Annotated in this window: 17 protein-coding genes; 4 read left to right on the forward strand and 13 right to left on the reverse strand. The window is 65.7% G+C overall.

Annotated elements, in window-relative coordinates:
* Positions 1 to 2 precede the first annotated feature (2 nt).
* The 11 genes from hflX to ndk form a co-directional block, all read right to left on the reverse strand.
* The gene (hflX, locus tag AC1DOP_RS10830) at positions 3 to 1,184 is read right to left on the reverse strand and encodes a GTPase HflX (RefSeq protein ID WP_477251139.1); all 1,182 of its coding nucleotides are present in this window, start codon (positions 1,182 to 1,184) and stop codon (positions 3 to 5) included.
* Positions 1,185 to 1,213: 29 nt separating this feature from the next.
* The gene (gene hfq, locus AC1DOP_RS10835; protein ID WP_036168820.1) at positions 1,214 to 1,450 is read right to left on the reverse strand and encodes an RNA chaperone Hfq; all 237 of its coding nucleotides are present in this window, start codon (positions 1,448 to 1,450) and stop codon (positions 1,214 to 1,216) included.
* Between the two features lie 260 nt (positions 1,451 to 1,710).
* On the reverse strand, positions 1,711 to 3,048 hold the full coding sequence (der, locus tag AC1DOP_RS10840) for a ribosome biogenesis GTPase Der (RefSeq protein ID WP_442121882.1): 1,338 nt from the start codon (positions 3,046 to 3,048) through the stop codon (positions 1,711 to 1,713).
* A 7-nt stretch (positions 3,049 to 3,055) separates the two neighbouring features.
* On the reverse strand, positions 3,056 to 4,210 hold the full coding sequence (gene bamB, locus AC1DOP_RS10845) for an outer membrane protein assembly factor BamB (RefSeq protein WP_442121883.1): 1,155 nt from the start codon (positions 4,208 to 4,210) through the stop codon (positions 3,056 to 3,058).
* A gap of 88 nt (positions 4,211 to 4,298) precedes the next feature.
* Entirely contained in the window at positions 4,299 to 4,952 is a 654-nt protein-coding gene (locus AC1DOP_RS10850) for a YfgM family protein (RefSeq protein ID WP_442121884.1), read from the reverse strand.
* Positions 4,953 to 4,988: 36 nt separating this feature from the next.
* A complete protein-coding gene (gene hisS / locus AC1DOP_RS10855) occupies positions 4,989 to 6,329 on the reverse strand; it encodes a histidine--tRNA ligase (protein ID WP_477251047.1) in 1,341 nt (446 codons plus the stop codon).
* A 68-nt stretch (positions 6,330 to 6,397) separates the two neighbouring features.
* Positions 6,398 to 7,669: a flavodoxin-dependent (E)-4-hydroxy-3-methylbut-2-enyl-diphosphate synthase gene (ispG, locus tag AC1DOP_RS10860; protein WP_442121886.1), complete on the reverse strand. Its 1,272-nt coding sequence runs from the start codon at positions 7,667 to 7,669 to the stop codon at positions 6,398 to 6,400.
* 37 nt (positions 7,670 to 7,706) lie between these two features.
* The gene (locus tag AC1DOP_RS10865) at positions 7,707 to 8,705 is read right to left on the reverse strand and encodes a RodZ domain-containing protein (RefSeq protein ID WP_477251049.1); all 999 of its coding nucleotides are present in this window, start codon (positions 8,703 to 8,705) and stop codon (positions 7,707 to 7,709) included.
* A gap of 1 nt (position 8,706) precedes the next feature.
* Positions 8,707 to 9,519, reverse strand: coding sequence for a type IV pilus biogenesis/stability protein PilW (gene pilW, locus AC1DOP_RS10870; RefSeq protein WP_477251051.1), 813 nt, complete (start codon positions 9,517 to 9,519; stop codon positions 8,707 to 8,709).
* The gene (gene rlmN, locus AC1DOP_RS10875) at positions 9,516 to 10,685 is read right to left on the reverse strand and encodes a dual-specificity RNA methyltransferase RlmN (protein WP_442121889.1); all 1,170 of its coding nucleotides are present in this window, start codon (positions 10,683 to 10,685) and stop codon (positions 9,516 to 9,518) included. The genes pilW and rlmN overlap by 4 nt, the downstream gene beginning before the upstream one ends.
* Before the next feature lie 177 nt (positions 10,686 to 10,862).
* Positions 10,863 to 11,288: a nucleoside-diphosphate kinase gene (ndk, locus tag AC1DOP_RS10880; protein ID WP_047824070.1), complete on the reverse strand. Its 426-nt coding sequence runs from the start codon at positions 11,286 to 11,288 to the stop codon at positions 10,863 to 10,865.
* A gap of 257 nt (positions 11,289 to 11,545) precedes the next feature.
* Between ndk and AC1DOP_RS10885 the strand changes: the two genes are divergently transcribed.
* The 4 genes from AC1DOP_RS10885 (at position 11,546) to AC1DOP_RS10900 (ending at position 17,519) form a co-directional block, all read left to right on the forward strand.
* Positions 11,546 to 12,229 (forward strand): Bax inhibitor-1/YccA family protein, encoded by a 684-nt coding sequence (locus AC1DOP_RS10885; protein ID WP_442121890.1) that lies wholly within the window; start codon positions 11,546 to 11,548, stop codon positions 12,227 to 12,229.
* 64 nt (positions 12,230 to 12,293) lie between these two features.
* On the forward strand, positions 12,294 to 12,638 hold the full coding sequence (locus AC1DOP_RS10890; RefSeq protein ID WP_442121891.1) for a DUF2946 family protein: 345 nt from the start codon (positions 12,294 to 12,296) through the stop codon (positions 12,636 to 12,638).
* Between the two features lie 79 nt (positions 12,639 to 12,717).
* Positions 12,718 to 14,751, forward strand: a complete 2,034-nt coding sequence (locus AC1DOP_RS10895) for a TonB-dependent receptor (RefSeq protein ID WP_477251055.1) — start codon at positions 12,718 to 12,720, stop codon at positions 14,749 to 14,751.
* Positions 14,752 to 14,855: 104 nt separating this feature from the next.
* Positions 14,856 to 17,519 carry a hybrid sensor histidine kinase/response regulator gene (locus AC1DOP_RS10900; protein WP_442121893.1) on the forward strand — a complete coding sequence of 888 codons (2,664 nt, stop codon included), beginning with the start codon at positions 14,856 to 14,858 and terminating at the stop codon, positions 17,517 to 17,519.
* Positions 17,520 to 17,614: 95 nt separating this feature from the next.
* Here the strand turns inward: AC1DOP_RS10900 and rlmD are convergent, their stop codons facing one another.
* Together rlmD and rpoS are read right to left on the reverse strand one after the other, a co-directional pair.
* A complete protein-coding gene (gene rlmD, locus AC1DOP_RS10905) occupies positions 17,615 to 19,027 on the reverse strand; it encodes a 23S rRNA (uracil(1939)-C(5))-methyltransferase RlmD (protein WP_477251057.1) in 1,413 nt (470 codons plus the stop codon).
* A gap of 169 nt (positions 19,028 to 19,196) precedes the next feature.
* Positions 19,197 to 20,222, reverse strand: a complete 1,026-nt coding sequence (gene rpoS, locus AC1DOP_RS10910) for an RNA polymerase sigma factor RpoS (protein WP_442121895.1) — start codon at positions 20,220 to 20,222, stop codon at positions 19,197 to 19,199.
* Between the last annotated feature and the right edge of the window lie 5 nt (positions 20,223 to 20,227).

The following is a 20,227-nucleotide window of genomic DNA, read 5'->3' on the forward strand; positions in this document are numbered from 1 at the left end:
GGCTAGTGTGGTCCCACATGGGTGGAATTCGGAATATTCTCAGCCGTCCCGGGCTGCACCTCGTGCGCGAAGCCGGAATCGTCGCCGTCCTGCTCGTCGGCATGCGTCACACCGGGCTCGGGTCTGGCCGCCTCGACGATCGCGTCGCGCAGCAGATCCAGGCCGGCGCCACTATGGGCGCTGATAAAAACGCGGCTGATTTTATCATATTCATCACGTTCCACCCCGGGCTCGAGCCCGGCCGCATCGATCTTGTTCCAGACCAGGATCTGCGGGATGTGGTCTGCGCCGATTTCGCGCAGCACCTCGTTGACCTGCTCGATCTGCTCCATCCGCACCGGTGACGAGCCGTCGACCACGTGCAGCAGCAGGTCGGCATGGATGGTTTCTTCCAGGGTGGCGCGGAAGGCGGCCACCAGTTGGTGCGGCAGTTCGCGCACGAAACCAACCGTGTCGGACACCACCACGTTGCCGGTTTCCTGCCCCAGGTAGAGGCGGCGGCTGGTGGTGTCCAGGGTCGCGAACAGCTGGTTCGCGACGTACACCCCGGCCTTGGTCAGGGTGTTGAACAGGGTCGACTTGCCGGCATTGGTATAGCCGACCAGCGACACCGAGAATGTCTGGTTGCGTCCGCGCGAGCGGCGCTGGGTTTCATGCTGCTTGCGCAGCTTGGACAGGCGGGTGCGCAGCATCTTGACGCGCTCGCCGATCAGGCGGCGGTCGGTCTCGAGCTGGGTTTCGCCGGGACCGCGCAGGCCGATACCGCCCTTCTGGCGTTCCAGGTGGGTCCAGCCGCGGATCAGGCGCGTGGCCAGGTGCTGCAACTGGGCCAGCTCGACCTGCAGCTTGCCCTCGTGGCTCTGGGCGCGCTGGGCGAAGATGTCAAGGATGAGGCTGGTACGGTCGACCACGCGGATATTGAGGCGGCGCTCCAGGTTACGTTGCTGGGCGGGCGACAGGGCGTGGTTGAAGATGACGATCTCGATCCGCTCGGCCAGGCAGGCCTGGGCGATTTCGTCGGCCTTGCCGCTGCCGACGAAATGCGCTGGATCAGGACTGTTGCGTTTTGCGGTGATCGTGGTGATCGGATCCGCTCCGGCGGAACGCGCCAGCAATGCCAGTTCTTCCAGGCTGGCCGCGAAATCGCCACGGCCAAAGTCGATACCGACCAATGCTGCGCGCATGGTGTTGCCGGACACGTCAGCCATCGACCTCACTCGGCGTCTTGTTCGAGGTTGAGGTTGACGGCGCGTGCGGGAACGACGGTGGAAATGGCGTGCTTGTAGACCATCTGGGTGACGGTATTACGGAGCAGAACCACATACTGGTCGAAGGACTCGATGTGTCCCTGGAGCTTGATACCGTTGACCAGATAGATCGAAACGGGGACGTGCTCCTTGCGCAAGGCGTTCAGGAATGGGTCTTGTAACAGTTGCCCTTTGTTGCTCATAACAGCTCCGTGGTGTTGTTGTCGTATAAAAATTGAGGCGCTATGCCGATTTTCAAGTGCTTGGGCCAACATTCTCACTTTGTGAATGTTTTTCCAAGCCTACTGTAACCTGTTTTACCGTTTTCTGTCGTACTCGTACGGTTAATTCTGGCTTAAAAACCGGTAGGGTGGGCAGCAGGTGCCCACGCGTGACGCCGGCAAATCACATGCGCTACGCGTGGGCACGGTGTGCCCAGCGTGATCGATGCCCCCGGCATCGATCACTCCTTGGCGAAGGGGTTTTTGCCGCTGCGCAGTTCGATCCTGAGCGGGGTACCGATCAGGTCGAAAGTCTCGCGGAAGTGCTTCTCCAGATAGCGCTTGTACGGCTCGGTGATGCCGTCCAGGGCATTGCCGTGGATGACGATGATGGGCGGATTCTGGCCGCCCTGGTGGGCATAGCGCATCTTCGGACGGGTGCTGCCCTTGCGCTTCGGCTCCTGCTTCTCGACCGCTTCCTGCAGCGCGCGGGTCAGGCGCGGCGTCGACAGCTTGGCGGTGGCGGCGGCATACGCGGTATCGATCGCCTTCATCAGGTGATTGATGCCGGTGCCCTTGAGCGCCGAGATGAACTTGGTCTCGGCGAAGGACAGGAAATCGAGTTTGCGGTCGATGTCGTTCTTGACCTGGTCGCGCTGGTCGGAGGTCAGGCCGTCCCACTTGTTGACGGCAACCACCAGCGCGCGCCCGGTTTCGAGGATGAAGCCGGCGATGTGGGCGTCCGACTCGGCGATGTCCGCCTGCGCGTCCAGCATCAGGACGACCACGTTGGCTTCCGAGATCGACTGCAGGGTCTTCACGACCGAGAACTTCTCGACCGCCTCGAACACCTTGCCGCGGCGGCGGATGCCGGCGGTGTCGATCAGCGTATAGTGCTTGCCGTTCTTCTCGAAAGGTACTTCGATCGAATCGCGGGTGGTGCCCGGCATGTCGAAGGCGATCACGCGCTGCTCGCCGACCAGGGTGTTGATCAGCGTGGACTTGCCGACGTTCGGGCGCCCGATCAGGGCGATCTTGACGCCGTAGTCGGCCGGATCGAATTCCGCCTCTTCCTGCGGGCGCAGGGTGGCGGCTTCGTCGATCGCCTCGTTGACGAGGTCGAGCACGCCGTCGCCGTGGGCGGCCGAGATCACGTAGGGATCGCCCATGCCGAGCTCGTAGAACTCGGCGGTGACGCTGGTGTACTTCATGCCCTCGCTCTTGTTCACCACCAGCATGACCTTGCGGCCGGACTTGCGCAGGAAGTCGGTGATGGTCTTGTCGTGCGGGGTCAGGCCCTGGCGGCCGTCGACGATGAACATCACGATGTCCGCTTCGGCCACGGCCTGCTTCGTCTGCAGCGCCATCTCGTGCATGATGCCTTCCTTGGCGACGGGTTCGAAGCCGCCGGTGTCGATCACCAGGAAGGGGCGTTCGCCGAGGCGGCCCTCGCCGTAGTGACGGTCACGCGTCAGGCCCGGCAGGTCCGCCACCAGCGCATCGCGCGAGCGGGTCATGCGGTTGAATAAGGTGGACTTCCCGACGTTGGGACGTCCTACGAGTGCGATTACCGGCTTCATTTAATTGTTATTCGACCGCGATGGCGGTCACAGTTCCATTTTGTGTTTGAAAAATCAGGTTCGAACCCGCCACCAGCGGAGTCGTACTGATCGCACTGCCGTCGGTGGCGGCACGGGCCAGGAAGGCGCCGTCCTCACGCGACAGGAAGTGCACGTAGCCTTGATAGTCGCCGACTGCGACCGTGCGGCCGTAGGAGACCGGGGTCGAGAGGCGGCGGAAGGCCAGCTTGTCGTTCTTCCATGCGCTGGTGCCGCTGTCGCGGTTGAAGGCATAGACGGCGCCCTTGTCGTCGCTGGCGAACAGGAAGCGCTGGTCGACCGCCACGCCGGCTTCCGACGAGAGGTCGCGGGTCCAGCGCGGGCTGCCGTTCAGCAGGTCCCAGCAGCCGGCGCGCCCCTGGTAGGAGACGGCGCAGACGTCGCCCTCGAACACCGCCGGATAGCCGCCGATGTCGGTCACGCGCTCCAGTTCGGTGGCGCCGCGCGCCACGCCGACTTCGACTTCCCAGCGCGGTGCGCCGGTCGCCAGCAGCAGCGACAGCAGCTTGCCGCCCGGCTGGGCGACGATGACATCCTTGTCGTGCACCACCATGCCCGGCGCCAGGCGCAGGGTCAGCGGCGGCGAGGTGCGCTGCACGGTCCATTTCTTCTGGCCGGTCGCGGCGTCGTAGCCGACGATGCGATTGTCGATGCTGCGCGCCACCACGATGCCCTGCCCCACCACCGGCGACGACAGGATCTCGCTCGACAGCTGGGCCTTCCACAGCTGCTTGCCGTCCATGTCGAAGGCCATCAGCGTGCCCTTGTCGCCGCCGACGACGATGTAGTTGCCGTCGGTGCCGACGCCGGCGGTCAGTTCCATGCCGGCCTTGACGCGCCACAGCTGGCGGCCGCTGTCGGCTTCGGCACGCACGAGGGTACCGTCGCCGCCGGCGGCGATCACGGTATTCCCGGCCAGCGCGGGGCTGAACTGGTAGTTGCGGGACTTGCCGACTTCCAGCTTCCAGGCGGTGCGCACCGCCATCGAACCTTTCAGGTCGACCAGCGGCGCCGGCAGGTTGCCCTTCGGCTTGGATGCGAACGGGTTCAGGGAACTGATCGTCGAGCAGCCCGTCATCAGGGCGAGGACACCGACACCTACGAGCTTCCGGGTAATACGCATATTCTTTTGCCTTGTTCTTGGACGTACAAATTACGAATACGTGTGCGCGGTAAGGCGCACGTTAAAACGTCGGGAATGACCGTGGTTCTTATGCCGCGGCCTTCTCAGCCGGCACAGCACCACCGATCGCCTCCAGCTTGATCTGCACGATCTGGCGGCCCGGGTGCTTCTTGTCCATCTTCTCGAGCGCGGCCTGGTAGGCGGTGCGGGCTTCGGGCAGCTTGTTCTGCGCCACCAGCACGTCGCCCTTGCGGTCCGCAACCTCGGCGGCGAACTGCGGCAGGAAGTCGCCGTTCAGCAGGGTCAGCGCCTGGTCATAGGCTTTCTCGTCGAGCAGCACGCCGGACAGGCGCAGGCGCGCGATCGACTTGTACTCGTCGTTGCCATGGTCGACCGCCCACTGCAGCTGGGCCTTGGCGGTCTTCAGGTCGTTGGCGTCGAAAGCGGTCTTGGCGGCGGCCAGCGCAGCCATCTGGGCGTAGGCGGTGCTGTCGTACTTGCTTTCGATGTCGGCGGCCATGCGCTGGACCTTGGCATTGTCGTTGGCCTGGGCGGCCTCGAACATCTGGTCGTACAGGCCCGAGGCTTCGGCTGCCTTGCCGCGCTGGTGCGAATTCCAGAAGTTGTAGCCGGCGTAGCTGCCCAGCGCGATGATCAGCACCCAGCTGATCAGGTTGCCAAAGCGGTTCCAGAAGGCCTTGAAATTGGCTATCTGTTCCTGTTCTTCGAGATCGTATGCCATGGACTCAGTTTCGTGTTTGGTTAATGGATGGGTGGATTACGGATGATAGTGCACGTGGTCGTGATCGTGATCGTGGCCGCCGATGACCTGGTCGACGATGAAATCGACCGCCTCGTCGAAGGCGACGCTGGTCTGCTGGGCAGCACCCTCGGCTTCGCGCAGCGACTTCACCGCCACCACGTCGTTCTTGACCTCGTCCTCGCCGATGATCACGGCGAACGCCGCGCCCGAGGCGTCGGCCTTCTTCATCTGGCTCTTGAAGCTGCCGGCGCCCTGCGCGGTCGCGCAGTGCAGGACCACGTCCAGGCCGGCGTCGCGGATGCGCTCGGCCAGGATGAAGGCCTTCATTTGCGCTTCCTCGCCCTGGTGGACCATGTAGACGTCGCACTGGCTCGGCGCGGCCGGCTCGCCCTGGCCCTTCATCAGCTCGATCAGGCGCTCCATGCCCATCGCGAAGCCGATGCCCGGGGTCGGCTTGCCGCCCACCATTTCGATCAGCGGATCGTAGCGGCCGCCGGCGCACACGGTGCCCTGGGCGCCCAGCTCGTCGGTGACCCACTCGAACACGGTGCGGTTGTAGTAATCCAGGCCGCGCACCAGGCGCGGGTTGACGGTGTACTGGACGTTGTTGGCGTCGAGGATCTTCTTCAGGCCTTCGAAATGGGCCAGCGACTCGCCGCCCAGGTATTCGATCAGCTTGGGCGCGGCATTGACCAGGTCCTGCATCGCCGGATTCTTGGTGTCGAGGATGCGCAGCGGGTTGGCGTGCAGGCGGCGCTGGGCCTCGGCGTCCAGTTGTTCGCTATTGGCTTCGAAGTAGGCGATCAGGTCGGCGCGGTGGCGCTGGCGCTCTTCCGCATTGCCGATCGAGTTCAGTTCGAGGCGGATGTTGTCCAGGCCGAGATCATCCCAGACGCGGCGGCACAGCATGATCAGTTCGGCGTCGATGTCCGGGCCGGCAAAGCCGATCGCTTCCGCGCCGAACTGGAAGAACTGGCGGTAGCGGCCGCGCTGCGGACGCTCGTGGCGGAACATCGGGCCCTTGTACCAGAGGCGCTTCGGACCGTCGTAGGCCAGGTTGTGCTCGACCACGGCGCGCACCGCGCCGGCCGTGCCTTCGGGGCGCAGGGTCAGCTGGTCGCCGTTCATCGAGTCTTCGAAGGAATACATTTCCTTCTCGACGATGTCGGTGACGGCGCCGATGGCGCGCGCGAACAGGCCGGTTTCCTCGACGATCGGGGTGACGATCTTCTGGTAGCCGTAGCTCTTCAGCACGGATTCCACGGTGTTTTCGAACAGCTCCCACAGCGGCGCGTCGGCCGGGAGGATGTCGTTCATGCCTTTGATGGCGACAATCTTTTCTTTTTTATCGGACATTTCAATTTCCCGTTACTGTCGTGCCGGACACTGCCCGGCCCGCCTTCCCGCGAAAGCGGGAATGACAGTTAAATGGTTTCAGCCTGCTTCGAATAATTCTTCTGCACGTAATTCAGCACGATCGTCTTGAACTCATCCACGATCCGCTCGCCCCGCAGTGTAGCGACCTTTTGGCCATCCACAAAGACCGGCGCCGCCGGCGACTCGCCGGTGCCGGGCAGCGAGATGCCGATGTTCGCGTGCTTCGATTCGCCCGGACCGTTGACGATGCAGCCCATCACGGCCACGTTCATCGCTTCCACGCCCGGATAGGTCTTCTTCCACTCCGGCATCTGCTCGCGCAGGAAGGTCTGGATATTGTCGGCCAGTTCCTGGAACACCGTCGAGGTCGTGCGGCCGCAACCCGGGCAGGCGATCACCATCGGGGTGAACTTGCGCAAGCCCATGGTCTGCAGGATTTCCTGGCCCACCACCACCTCCTTGGTGCGGTCGCCGCCCGGTTCCGGGGTCAGCGAGATGCGGATGGTGTCGCCGATGCCCTCCTGCAGCAGCACGGACAGTGCCGCGGTCGAGGCGACGATGCCCTTGCTGCCCATGCCGGCCTCGGTCAGGCCCAGGTGCAGCGGGTAGTCGCAGCGCTTGCCGAGTTCGCGGTAGACGGCGATCAGGTCCTGCACGCCCGACACCTTGCACGACAGGATGATCTTGTCACGCGCCAGGCCGATTTCTTCGGCGCGCACGGCATTCTCGATCGCCGAAGTGATCAGGGCTTCGTACATCACGGCCTGGGCGCTCCACGGCTGGGCGCGGGCGGCGTTCTCGTCCATGATGCGGGCCAGCAGCGACTGGTCCAGGCTGCCCCAGTTGACGCCGATACGGACCGGCTTGTCGTGCTTGATCGCGATTTCGATCATCTGGGCGAACTGGGTGTCGCGCTTGGCGCCCTGTCCCACATTGCCCGGATTGATACGGTACTTCGACAGCGCCTGGGCACATTCCGGATAGTCGCGCAGCAGCAGGTGGCCGTTGTAGTGGAAATCGCCGACCAGCGGGACGTCGACCTCCATCTTGTCGAGCTGTTCGCGGATGGCCGGCACGGCGGCCGCGGCTTCCGGCGTGTTGACCGTGATGCGCACGATCTCGGAACCGGCGCGCGCCAGCTCCTTGACCTGGATCGCGGTGCCGATCACGTCGGCGGTATCGGTATTCGTCATCGACTGCACGACGACGGGGGCGTCGCCGCCGACCCAGACCTTGCGCTCGCCGTGCTGGACCAGCACGCTGCGGCTGGCGCGGCGCGCCAGCGGACCGGAGGGAATGGGCGAATGTGTAGTGGTCATGTTGCGGTGTAGTCCGTTATTGCAATTTATTGCACGCTTATTGCACGTTAACCAGGGAGTAGGTCTTGCCCGGCACCAGCGGCAGCGCCACCGGGGCGCCGCGCAGGCTGGCCGAGACAGCGCCCGGGTTGCCGACGATCACGCGCACGGGCTGGTCGACGTTCACGGTTTCGGTACTGCCAGCCTTGACGAGGCGCTTGATCATCGGGGTACCGCCCTTGGCCGGACGCACTTCGATCCAGGCATCCTCGCGCACGTTCAGCACCAGGGCGTTGGCGCCGCTGGCCGGGGCGGCAGCCGCCGCCTGCACGGTCGCCGGGTTGGCCGGCGGGGCGCTCAGCTGGGCGGTCGAGCTGGTGGTCGGCGGCGCGCCGGTGGCGGTGCTGGCCGGCGCATTCACGACGGCGCCCGGCGCGGCGGCCGGCGCTTCGGCCTGGCTGCCCGCCGAGCCCGGCACCGAGATCAGCGGCACCGACGGGTTCTGCAGGGTCTCGGTCGAGCTGCCGCTGGCGGCGTCGGCGGAAGCGCCATGCGCCGCTTCCGGCTTGGCCACGCTGCCGGATTCGGCACGCTGGCCGCCCGGGATCAGGCCGAAGTGCCAGGCCGCGCCGGCGACGGCGACCACCGCCACGGCGCCGGCGATCCAGCCCAGCGGCAGCGAGGAACGCTTGCCGTGCGAGGGGAATTTCGCCTGCGAGAACGAGGCCGGGCTCGGGCGGCGCACCGCGGCCGGGTTGGCTTCGGCCGGGGCCGGCGTGTCGATCGCGATCTGCGCGACCAGCGGCGCCGGATCGAGTTTCATCAGCTTGGCATAGGCGCGCACGAAGCCGCGCGTCACGGCCGGGCTCGGCAGCGATGCGTAATCGCCGGCCTCCAGCGCCACCACCTGGCGCACGGCCAGTTTCAGCTGGTCGGCCACCTGCTCCACGGTCCAACCCATCGCTTCGCGCTGGGCGGCCAGCACCTTGCCCGGGATCTCATGCTGGCTGGCGGGCGTCGTCGGCTCTTCTGCGCGCTCGGAACTCATCGTCGTCATCTCACTCGTTAAATGCACCGCGCTCGAACGCTGCGTACTCGGCCGAGCCGGGGAAGCGCTTGCGCAGCTGCGCCGCGAGGGTGGCTTCCGTGGCCCGGTCGCCCAGCATGTGCTTGACCCGGATGGCCAGCCACAGCACGTCGGCCGACAGCGACTCGAGCTTCGCTGCGTCCGTCAGGCGGTTGATGAAAAACCCGGCGCGGGTATAGTCGCGCCGCTCGAAATAGACCCTCGCCAGGCCGGCCTGGATGGCCGGCAGCTCGGGTTCGTAACGCAGGGCCTCGAGCAGGTAGCGTTCGGCCGTGTCGGTATTCTTCAGTTTCAGACTGCAGTTACCCGCATTCGTCAGCGCTTTCGCCGGCGAGCGGTACTGCGGGTTCTTCAGCGCCGACTCGAACAAGCCGAGCGCCTGGTCGGGCCTGCCGCCGGCATCGCACAGGAACATGCCGTAGTTGTTGGCCAGGTCGGGATTGCGCGGCGCCAGGCGCAGGGCATGGCGGTAGTTCTCGTCGGCCAGCGCGTTCTCGCCCATCGCCGTGTAGATCAGGGCGCGGAAGCCGTAGGCGTCGGCAAAGTCGGGCGCGGCGGCGATCGCCTGCTTGACCTCGTCGAGGGCGATCTCGTACTTGCGGTCCTGGTAATAGCCGACCGCCAGCTGCAGGCGGATCTGGGCGCGCTTTTCCGCGGCGGTCTGGTCGGATGCCGTCTTGAGTTCGCGCGGCGCATCGCCGCCCGCTCCGGCGCAGCCGGCCAGCAGGGCCAGCGCAAGCGCGCCGGCAATCGCGTTGACGGATGCGGCCAGCACCGGCTTCAAGAAGGGATCTCCACGATCTTGCCGAAATTCGGACCGAACTTCTGCTGGTACTCCGCCATCTTGCTCATCCGCTCGTTGACGCGGGTACGGTCCTTGACCTCGCCTGCCAGCTGGCCGCAGGCGGCGTCGATGTCGTCGCCGCGGGTCTTGCGGATGGTGGTGACCAGGCCCGCGTCCATCAGGATCTGGGCGAAGGCCTTGATGCGCGGGTTCTTCGAGCGCACCAGGCCCGATTCCGGGAAGGGATTGAACGGAATCAGGTTGAACTTGCACGAGACGCCGACCACCGGATCGTTGACCAGGGCGATCAGCTCGCGCGCGTGCTCGTCGGTGTCGTTGACGCCGTCGAGCATGCAGTATTCGAAGGTGATGAAGTCGCGCGGCGCGAACGCCAGGTAGCGCTTGCACGCGGCCATCAGCTCGCGCAGCGGGTATTTCTTGTTCAGCGGGACCAGCATGTCGCGCAGCGGGTCGTTCGAGCCGTGCAGCGAGACGGCCAGCGCCACCGCGCATTCCTGGCTCAGCTTGTCCATGTTCGGCACCACGCCCGAGGTCGAGACGGTCACGCGGCGGCGCGACAGGCCGTAGGCGTTATCGTCCAGCATCAGCTTGAGCGCGGTGACGGTCGGCTCGAAGTTCAGCAGCGGCTCGCCCATGCCCATCATCACCACGTTGGTGATCTGGCGCTCGCCTTTCGGACCGCCTTCGATGCCCTTGGTCTTGCGCAGCTCGAACTCGGCCATCCACAGCTGGCCGATGATCTCGGCCACGGTCAGGTTGCGGTTGAAGCCCTGCTTGCCGGTCGAGCAGAAGCGGCAGTTGACGGCGCAGCCGGCCTGGGTGCTGATGCACAGCGTGCCGCGCGTCTCTTCCGGGATGAACACGGTCTCGACCGCGTTGCCGTTGCCGACGTCGACCAGCCATTTGCGGGTGCCGTCGCTCGAGGTGTGATCGCTGATGATGGCCGGCGCGCGGACTTCGGCACGGGTTTTCAGTTTTTCGCGCAGCGACTTGGCGAGGTCGGTCATGTCGTCGAAATTCGACACGCCGAACTGGTGGATCCAGCGCTGCAGCTGCTTGGCGCGGAATGGCTTCTCCCCCAACTCGGCGCAGTAAGCGACGAGCTGCGCGGGATCGAAGTCCAGCAGGTTGGTGAGAGTTGCCATCTTTAAATCCTGTATCTTCTAAATGAATCCCGCCCGCCGGGGCCCGCCACACAGTGGCGGGCGAGCTTGGGCGAGCGGGTTGCTACGGGTGGGTATGCAGCTTAACGCAGCAGACCGCCTGAGCGCGAAAAAATTTCGCGTCTTTACAAACTTCCCCGCCTGCGCGGGGCAGCACCATTAACGCGAGTAGACGTTCAGCGCCGGGAAGTAGTAGGCGATTTCGACTGCGGCGGTTTCGGCAGCGTCCGAACCGTGCACGGCGTTGGCATCGATCGAGTCGGCGAAGTCGGCGCGGATGGTGCCCTTGTCGGCCTTCTTCGGGTCGGTAGCGCCCATCAGTTCGCGGTTCTTGGCAATCGCGCCTTCGCCTTCCAGCACCTGGATCATGACCGGACCCGAGATCATGAAGTCGACCAGATCCTTGAAGAACGGACGCTCCTTGTGGACGGCGTAGAAGCCTTCCGCTTCAGCGCGCGACAGCTGGGCCATGCGGGCTGCGACGATCTTCAGGCCGGCGCCTTCGAAACGGCTATAGATTTGACCGATAACGTTTTTTGCAACTGCGTCCGGCTTGATGATCGACAGGGTGCGTTCGATTGCCATATAAACTCCAATAAAAATAAAGGTTTAGATAAAGAAATTCGCGAGAACATCGGAACTCAATCAACCTTCGATTTTACCATATATCCGGAGGCTGGCCGATATTGCGAGGCCGGCATCGCCGGTGTTACAGTGGCGGTAATAAATACTCGTCCATATCGCGGCCTTAACCCGGCCTTAAGCGGCGCCCGGTAAGGTCTTTAACGGACAGGAAACGTCCTCATCTTGGACACGACAGAAGTTCTTCACCCGGAGGCAATATGATTCCCAATCTGCAGAAAACCTATGACGTCTCGGCCGGCCGCGCCGTCCGCCACCGCGTACTGCGCAATACCTACTGGCTGCTCGCGCTGTCGATGGTCCCGACCGTGTTCGGCGCCTTCATCGGCCTGACGACCCACATGCCGATCATGGGCGGCGGCCTCGGCGCCCTGCTGTTCCTGGCAGTCGCCTTCGGCTTCATCTTCGCCATCGAGAAGACCAAGAACTCGGCGGCCGGCGTGCCGGTGCTGCTCGGCTTCACCTTCTTCATGGGCCTGATGCTGACCCCGCTGCTGCGCTACACCCTGGGCTTCGCCAACGGCGGCGCCCTGATCATGGGCGCGGTCGGCGGCACCGCCGTCATCTTCGCGGGCATGGCGACCATCGCCACCGTCTCGAAGCGCGATTTCTCGGGCATGGGCAGCTGGCTGTTCGCCGGCACCATCGTGCTGATCCTGGCCTCGGTCGCCAACATCTTCCTGCAGCTGAGCGCGCTGCAGCTGGTGGTACTGGTAATGGCGATGGGTATCTTCTCGGCATGGCTGATCTATGACGTGCAGCGCGTGATCAACGGCGGCGAAACCAACTACATCAGCGCCACCCTGTCGATCTACCTGGATCTGTACAACATCTTCACGGCCCTGCTGCGACTTTTGGGCATCGGCTTCGGCAGCCGCGACTGATCGTCTTCTCGATCACCTGAAAGGAGACCGGCCCAGGGCCGGTCTTTTTTTGTACAATAGCTGGATGTCACGTAGCCTGGTCCATGTATTACTGTCGCTGCTGCTGCTCGTTTCGCAGCAGCTGTCGCTCGGCCATGCCTACTCACACTGGAACGACGTCAAGGAATCGCTGGCGCAGCAGAGCGCCTACGACCCCGACGGCAACGGCGGCAAGCCGACCAAACCGGTCCTGCACGACCAGTGCGGCCAGTGCGCGGCCAGCGCCCAGGTCGCCTTCGCACTGCCGGCCACGGTCCGGCAATTCGTTCCCGCCGAGCTCGCGTACGCGGTTCCCAGCCTCGCACCGACGCCCGGCATCTGCCTGCTGGCGGCCTGCCCCTTCCAGCAGCGCGGCCCACCCCGAGCCTGATAACGCCCTGCTTCAACCGTCCTGCCGCGCCTGCGCCCGGCAGCGCGGACCGTTATCCATTTGCTCGAGGTTTTAAACAATGAAAAAGATTCAACCGACGCTGATCGCCAGCGCGATCCTGTTCGCCTATTCCCCCGCTTTTGCTCAAGCCCAGAGCCAGGAAACGCCCGACGGCGGCCAGACCATCAATAACGGCAAGGTCCAGCAGGTGGTGGTCACCGCCAATCCGCTGCGCAACGGCGAGGGCGACCAGATCCTGACCCCGGCCAAGGTGCTGGCCGGCGACGAACTGCGCGACAAGGTCGGCAGCTCGCTCGGCGAGACCCTGCAGAACGAGCTGGGCGTGTCCGCCTCGGCCTTCGGCGCCGGCGCCTCGCGCCCCATCATCCGCGGCATGGAAGGCTCGCGCGTGAAGATGCTGGAAAACGGCATGGCCACCTCGGACGTGTCCGGCCTGTCGAACGACCACGCGGTCGCTTCCGAAGGCGCGGTGGCGCGCCAGATCGAGATCCTGCGCGGCCCCGCCGCCCTGCTCTACGGCTCCGGCGCGATCGGCGGCCTGGTCAACGTCGTCAACGAGCGCATCCCGACCGCACTCGAAGACAAGCCGACCGGCCAGGCCGAGACCCGCTACAGCAGCGTCGACAACGGCCGCAACGTGTCCGGCTCGATGGACGGTGCGGTCGGCCACGTCGGCATGCACATCGACGGCAACTGGCGCGACACCAACGACTACAAGATTCCCGGCAACCGCGTGCTGAACGACCCGGCGTCCACCAGCGGCCGCCTGCCGGACAGCGATACCAGCGAGCGCAGCATCGGCGCCGGCGCTTCGTATATCCGCGACTGGGGCTATGTGGGCGTGTCGGCGAACCACCTGTCGAACAACTACGGCATCCCGAGCGCGGACGGCTCGCGCATCGACCAGCGCCAGAACCGCTACGACTTCGACAGCCTGGTGCACGAGCCCTTCAGCGGCTTCGAGACGGCGCGCTTCAAGGCCGGCTTCACCGACTACCGCCACGCCGAGCTGGGCGTGAACATGGCGCCGCAAGTCATCTTCAAGAACCGCTCCTTCGAGTCGCGCCTGGAGCTGACCCACAAGCCCCTCGATGTCGGCGGCCTCGGCTTCCACGGCACCTTCGGCGTACAGACCGAGAACACCCACTTCTCGGCGCTGTCGGCGGCCGGCGGCCCGGACACCGTGCCGGTCACCCACTCGACCTCCCAGGCCGCCTTCCTGGTCGAAGAGACCGCGATCGGCCCGGTACGCGTGAACGCCGGCGCGCGCTACGAGAACGTGCGCCGCGAACCGGTCGGCAACGCCGAGCGCAGCTTCAACCTGGGTTCCGGCTCGGTCGGCGCCCTGTGGCCCTTCGTGAAAGGCTACAGCGCCGGCGCGACCCTGTCGTATGCCCAGCGCGCACCGGCCACCGACGAGCTGTACTCGGGCGGCCCGCACGACGCCACCCTCACCTTCGACGTCGGCGATGCCAACCTGAAGAAGGAAGTCTCGCGCAACATCGAACTCTCGCTGCAGAAGGACACCGGCCTGCTGCGCTGGAAGGCCAACCTGTTCCGCAACAATGTGTCCGATTTCATCTACGGCCACATCACCGGCCTCGAACTCGACGAGGAAGGCCTGCCCGGCGGCGAATTCCGCCAGCGCCTGTTCCAGCAGGCCCCGGCCCACATCCAGGGCGCGGAAGCCGAGCTGACCTGGAACGCGGTGGGCATGGGCTGGAACGGCCGCCTGTTCGCCGACGGCTCGCGTGGCAAACTCGACAACGGCGAGAACCTGCCGCTGCAGCCGGCCGACCGCATCGGCGCCAGCATCGGCTACCGCCAGGCCGACTGGCGCGCCGGACTGTCGTGGACGCATGCGCGCGGCCAGGACCGCCTGGCGGCCTTCGAGAATACGCCGACGCCGGCCTACAATCTGGTCGACGCCAACCTCTCCTACACCCAGAAGCTCGACAAGATGGACCTGACCTGGTTCGTGCTGGCGAAGAATCTGCTGAACCAGGACGTTCGCCTGTCGACTTCGCTGTTGAAGGACATTTCGCCGCTGCCGGGCCGCAACCTGGTGTTCGGCGTGCGGGCACATTTCTAAGGGAAATTTTTCTTAGTTGCCGGAAAATGTATTTTTTCTCAGCCGCGTTCCAGCTAATGCATTTGCGCATAGAATGACCACTTTCGGACTCGAAGGCGATCAGCATGGAAGCGGCTACGCGCGACTTTCATCTCCTCGACACCTCCGGCGCCGTACGCGCCGGGTACCACCTGCATGACTGGTCGGGCTCGCCGCTCGGCTGGCCCGACCATTGGGATCCGGCCCTGCGCAATGCGGTCAGCCTGATCCTGGAATCCGAATTTCCGATGTACATCGCATGGGGCCCACGCCTCATCATGCTGTACAACGCGGCCTATATTTCCCTGCTGGACGGCAGGCATCCGTCCACGCTGGGCGCACCGCTGCTCGAGGTCTGGCCCGATCAATGGCCGGCCATCAAGCCGTTGGCCGAACGCGCCCTCGGCGGCCATTCCACCTACGGCGAAGACCTGCCGCTGACGATCCGGCGCGCCGGCAAGCCCTACCGCGGCTGGTTCACGCTCGCCTATTCCCCCGTACGCGACGGTGCCGGCGCGGTGCGCGGCTTCCTGTGCGTGATCAGCGAGACCACGCCGCGCGTGCAGCTGGAACGCCGCCACGCGGTGCAGCTGCAGGTGGTCGACAGCCTGCGCCGCCTGCACCACCCCTCCGATATCGTCGAGTGCGCCTGCGCGATGCTCGGCAAGCACCTCGAGCTCGACCACGCCTGCTATGTCGAAGGCGACGGCACCGGGGCCGGCTTCGAGGTCGTGCACGACTGGGCCCGCGACGGCGCCTCCGCGCTCGGCGGCAGGCGCGCCCGCATCCGCGATTTCGGCCCGGCCGCGCTGGCCCTGCTGCGCACCGGCGCGCCGCTGGCGATCCGCGACACCACCAGCGACCCGCGCGTGCCCGAGAGCGGGGCGCGCTACGCGGCCGCCGGCGCGCGCGCGATCCTGGCGCTGCCGCGCCTGCGCCGCGGCCAACTGCAGGCAGCCCTGGTCGGCTATTCCTCCAGCGAGCGCGGCTGGGACGAGGAAGAATGCAAGCTGGCCGCCGACATCGCCGAACGCAGCTGGGAAGCGCTGGACCGCATGTCGGCCGAGCAGGCCCTGCGCAACGCGGTGGCGCGCCAGACCACGCTGCTGGACATGAACGAGTTCCGGCTCGAGCTGGCCGACCTGCTGCGGCGCCTCGACGACCCGGGCCAGATCTTCGTCCAGACCAGCGCCATGCTGGGCCGCTTCCTGCAGGCCAGCCGGGTGCTGTACGGCGACTACGACGCCGACCGCCAGCTCGTCACCTTCCATTCGAACTATACCGACGGCATCGTCCCCGAACTCAGCGGCACGTTTCCGGCAGCCCTGTTCGGCGCCGCCAACTTCGCCCCGTTGGTGCAGGGATCGACCATGGTGGCGAGCGACGTGCAGCGCGACCCGCGCACCGGCGGAGCGGACACCTGGCCCACCTACGCCTCGCTGCAGATCCGTTCGGCCGTGGTGGTGCCGGTGCACCGCAACGGCGCCCTGACCACCTGCCTGTTCATTAACGACAACCTGCCGCGGGTCTGGAGCGCCGACATCGTGCGCCTGATCGAGGACGTGGCCGAACGCTCCTGGAGCGCGCTCGAGCGCGTGCGCGCCGAGGAGGCGCTGCGCCTGGCCGACCGCCGCAAGGACGAGTTCCTGGCGATGCTGGCGCACGAACTGAGGAATCCGCTGGCGCCGATCTCGGCCGCCGCCCAGCTGCTGAACATGGGGCCGCCCGACAGCGGCCGCGTGGAGCGCACCAGCGCCATCATCGCGCGCCAGGTGGCGCACATGACCGAACTGATCGACGACCTGCTGGACGTCTCGCGCGTGACCCGCGGCCTGGTGGTGCTGGCGCGCGACCAGGTCGACCTGCGCTGCGTGATCGACGACGCGGTCGAGCAGGTGCGCCCGCTGATCGAGGCGCGCCGCCACCGGCTGACGCTCGACCTGGCGCCGGACACCGGCCCCGCCTTCGTCGAAGGCGATACCAAGCGCCTGGTGCAGGTGCTGGCCAACCTGCTCAACAACGCCGCCAAGTACACGCCCGAAGGCGGTGTGGTCGGCGTGTGGATGGGCGCCTCCGCCGAGCACGTGCTGGTCAGCGTGAAGGACAACGGCATCGGCATTCCGGCCGACCTGCTGCCGACCGTGTTCGACCTGTTCTCCCAGGCCGAGCGCACGCCGGACCGCTCCCAGGGCGGCCTGGGCCTGGGCCTGGCGCTGGTGAAGAGCCTGGTCGAACTGCACGGCGGCATGGTGACCGCCAGCAGCGAGGGCCGCAATATGGGCACGGAATTCACGGTGCGGCTGCCGCGCCTGCAATGCAAGGAATCGCCTGCGGGCGAGCTGCCCGGCGTGCCTGCCGCGGCCGGCGACGACGAGGCGCGCGGCCTGAGGCTGATGCTGGTGGACGACAACGAGGACGCGGCCATGACCCTGGGCCTGCTGCTGGAATCGAGCGGCCACGTGGTAACGGTGATGCACGACCCGCTGGAAGCGCTGGTACGCGCCGGTGACGAACGCTTCGACGCCTTCCTGCTCGACATCGGCCTGCCGGGCATGAGCGGCGTCGAACTGGCACGCCGCCTGCGCCGGGTGCCGGGCAACGAGCACGTGGTGCTGATGGCGATTTCCGGCTACGGCCAGCAGTCGGACCGCGAGGATGCCGAGGGGGCGGGGTTCGACCGCTACTTCGTCAAGCCGGTGGATGCTGAGGAGTTGCTGGGGGCCTTGGGTGGGGTGACGGCGAGGCGCTGACGTTGACGCAGGCCCCGGCACCGCCAACACGTCGATCCCCGGCAGAATCAACACGTCATCCCTGCTTTCGCGGGAATACCCCTTGGTTTGCGCTGTTACCGAGCGTCCTGCTGCGGCTCCTGCTGCCCCTGCTGCTCAGCCACCTGAAACTCCCGAGGCACAAAATCCTCGACCAGATCGAACACCCCGATCGACTCCACGTGAGACGTATGCGGGAACATGTTCGCCACCCCCGCCTTGCTCATCTTGTAGCCGGCGCGGTGGGTCAGGATGCCGGCGTCGCGCGCCAGGGTCGACGGACTGCATGACACGTACACGATCCGCTTCGGCATCAGCTCCGGATGCGTCAGGCGCAGCTCGGCCAGGGCGATGGCCAGCGCTACCGCGCCGTCGCGCGGCGGATCGACCAGCATGCGGTCGAACTTGCCCAGCGCGACCAGGTCGTCCCTGGTGACTTCGAACAGGTTGCGGGTCGAGAAGCTGGTCTTCGCGTCCAGGCCGTTGGCGCGGGCGTTCTCCAGCGCGCGGGTGGTCAGCGCGGTGCTGCCTTCGATGCCGACCACTTCGCGCGCCTGGGTCGCCAACGGCAGCGTGAAGTTGCCGAGGCCGCAGAACAGGTCGGCCACGCGGTCTTCCTTCTGCACGTCGAGCAGGGTCAGGGCCTTGTGCACCAGCAGGCGGTTGACCTGGTGGTTCACCTGGGTGAAGTCGGTCGGCTTGAACGGCATGCGGATGCCGAATTCCGGCAGCGTGTAGTACAGCTCTTTCTTCTTCGGATAATAGGGATAGGCGGTGTCCGGCCCTTTCGGCTGCAGCCACCATTCGACGTTCCACTGGTCGGCGAAGGCCTTGACCAGCTTTTCGTCGTTGGCGTTGAGCGGCGCCATGATGCGCAGCACCAGCACGGTGCTCTCTTCGCCCACGGCAAGCTCGATCTGCGGCATCTGCTGGTAGATCGACAGCGAAGCGATCAGCTCGCGCAGCGGCACCAGCATCTCCGACACATGCGGCGGCACGATCTCGCAACTGGTCATGTCGGCCACGTAGCTCGAATGGCGTTCGTGGAATCCGACCAGCATGCCGCCCTTCTTCGCCACGTGACGCACCGACAGGCGGGCGCGGTAGCGGTAGCCCCAGGTCGGGCCGTACATCGGGCGCATGATGTTCTCGGCCCTGGTCTTGCCGATGTGCCAGAGATTATCTTCGAGCACGCGCTGCTTCATCGCCACCTGGGCGCTCGGCTCCAGGTGCTGCATCGAACAGCCGCCGCAATGCCAGAAGTGCGGGCACTTCGGCTCGACCCGCATCGACGAGGCCTTCTGCAGGGTGACCATGCGGCCCGATTCCCAGTTCTTCTTCTTGCGCAGGGTTTCGAAGCTGACCGTCTCGCCAGGCAGCGCGCCTTCGACGAAGATCACCTTGCCCGGTGTGCCGTCCTCGTTCTCCAGGTGGCCGACGCCGCGCGCGTCCATGTCGAGGGATTTGATGTTGATGAAGGTTTCTTGCATGGGGATGGAAGAGAGCAAAGTGCAACGTCGTCCCCGTGAAAACGGGGACCCATACTGAGCAACCGCAGTCGATACGCCGGCATCACGGCTTCGTGACATTCAGCATGGGTTCCCGCCTTCGCGGGAACGACGGGAACACGGCCGCCGGCAGTTCAGGGAAAGCCGGACATCATAGCAAGGAATCGCGCACCACGCCACGGGCGGCCATGGCCCGCTTCAGCTTGACGAGGGCTTCCTGCTGGATCTGGCGCACCCGTTCGCGCGTCACGCCCATCTCTTCGGCCAGGGTTTCCAGGGTCGCTGGGTCGTCGTTGTCGAGGCCGAAGCGGCGCATCACGACCACGCGCTGCTTGTCCGGCAGCTTCTGCAGCCAGTCGCGCACCAGCACGGTCATCTCGTGGTGTTCGGCGCGGGCGTCGGGGCTGACGTCGCCCTCGTCCGGCAGCATGTCCATCAGGCTGGTCTGGGGATCGTTGTCGAGCGGGGCGTCGAGCGAGGCCGCGTGCTCGGACAGCGCCAGGATGTCCTGCACCTCTTCCACCGGGCGGCCGACCAGGCTGGCAATGTCCTCGGCGCTGGCCTCCTTGCCGTCGTGGTGCTGGGCTTCGAGGTGGTATTTGGCGCGCAGCACCTGGTTCAGTTCGCGCACCATGTGCACCGGCAGGCGCACCGTACGGGCCTGGTTCATGATGGCGCGTTCGATGCTCTGGCGGATCCACCAGGTCGCGTAGGTCGAGAAGCGGAAACCGCGCTCCGGCTCGAACTTGTCGATGGCGCGCATCAGGCCGATGTTGCCCTCCTCGATCAGGTCGAGCAGGACCACGCCGCGGTTGATGTAGTGCTTGGCGATCGAGACCACGAGACGCAAGTTGTGTTCGATCATTTTTTGCCGGGCGGCAAAATCTCCGGCCTTGGCCAGGGTCGCGTAATGCACCTCCTGCTCGGCGCCGAGCAGGGGCTTGGCGCCGATCCGGTTCAGGTAGTGCTGGGTGGTATCGGTGGAGAGCTCGGCCTGCAGCACGCTCTTGAGCTCGTCCGTCGTGTCGGCCGGCGCCGCTGCCGGCCCTTCGGCCCGCATGCCGGGGTGTTCGTCGCCCTCGGCGCCGAAATCGCTGTCGCCCAGCGCTTCCTCCGGCACCTCTTCCGGCGCATTGTCCGGCATTTCCTGGTCCATCGGGTTGGGCGGCAGCGTCATTGGTC

This window comes from Massilia sp. 01N410, from assembly GCF_056399665.1.

Excerpts from the sequence above, each read along its gene's own strand:
- AC1DOP_RS10900 (WP_442121893.1), top strand. The coding sequence starts at position 14,856 with ATGGAAGCGGCTACGCGCGACTTTCATCTCCTCGACACCTCCGGCGCC.
- hfq (WP_036168820.1), bottom strand. The coding sequence starts at position 1,450 with ATGAGCAACAAAGGGCAACTGTTACAAGACCCATTCCTGAACGCCTTG.
- AC1DOP_RS10885 (WP_442121890.1), top strand. The coding sequence starts at position 11,546 with ATGATTCCCAATCTGCAGAAAACCTATGACGTCTCGGCCGGCCGCGCC.
- AC1DOP_RS10865 (WP_477251049.1), bottom strand. The coding sequence starts at position 8,705 with ATGACGACGATGAGTTCCGAGCGCGCAGAAGAGCCGACGACGCCCGCC.
- hisS (WP_477251047.1), bottom strand. The coding sequence starts at position 6,329 with ATGTCCGATAAAAAAGAAAAGATTGTCGCCATCAAAGGCATGAACGAC.
- hflX (WP_477251139.1), bottom strand. The coding sequence starts at position 1,184 with ATGCGCGCAGCATTGGTCGGTATCGACTTTGGCCGTGGCGATTTCGCG.
- ndk (WP_047824070.1), bottom strand. The coding sequence starts at position 11,288 with ATGGCAATCGAACGCACCCTGTCGATCATCAAGCCGGACGCAGTTGCA.
- AC1DOP_RS10890 (WP_442121891.1), top strand. The coding sequence starts at position 12,294 with ATGTCACGTAGCCTGGTCCATGTATTACTGTCGCTGCTGCTGCTCGTT.
- rpoS (WP_442121895.1), bottom strand. The coding sequence starts at position 20,222 with ATGACGCTGCCGCCCAACCCGATGGACCAGGAAATGCCGGACAATGCG.
- der (WP_442121882.1), bottom strand. The coding sequence starts at position 3,048 with ATGAAGCCGGTAATCGCACTCGTAGGACGTCCCAACGTCGGGAAGTCC.
- rlmN (WP_442121889.1), bottom strand. The coding sequence starts at position 10,685 with ATGGCAACTCTCACCAACCTGCTGGACTTCGATCCCGCGCAGCTCGTC.
- rlmD (WP_477251057.1), bottom strand. The coding sequence starts at position 19,027 with ATGCAAGAAACCTTCATCAACATCAAATCCCTCGACATGGACGCGCGC.
- bamB (WP_442121883.1), bottom strand. The coding sequence starts at position 4,210 with ATGCGTATTACCCGGAAGCTCGTAGGTGTCGGTGTCCTCGCCCTGATG.
- AC1DOP_RS10895 (WP_477251055.1), top strand. The coding sequence starts at position 12,718 with ATGAAAAAGATTCAACCGACGCTGATCGCCAGCGCGATCCTGTTCGCC.
- AC1DOP_RS10850 (WP_442121884.1), bottom strand. The coding sequence starts at position 4,952 with ATGGCATACGATCTCGAAGAACAGGAACAGATAGCCAATTTCAAGGCC.
- ispG (WP_442121886.1), bottom strand. The coding sequence starts at position 7,669 with ATGACCACTACACATTCGCCCATTCCCTCCGGTCCGCTGGCGCGCCGC.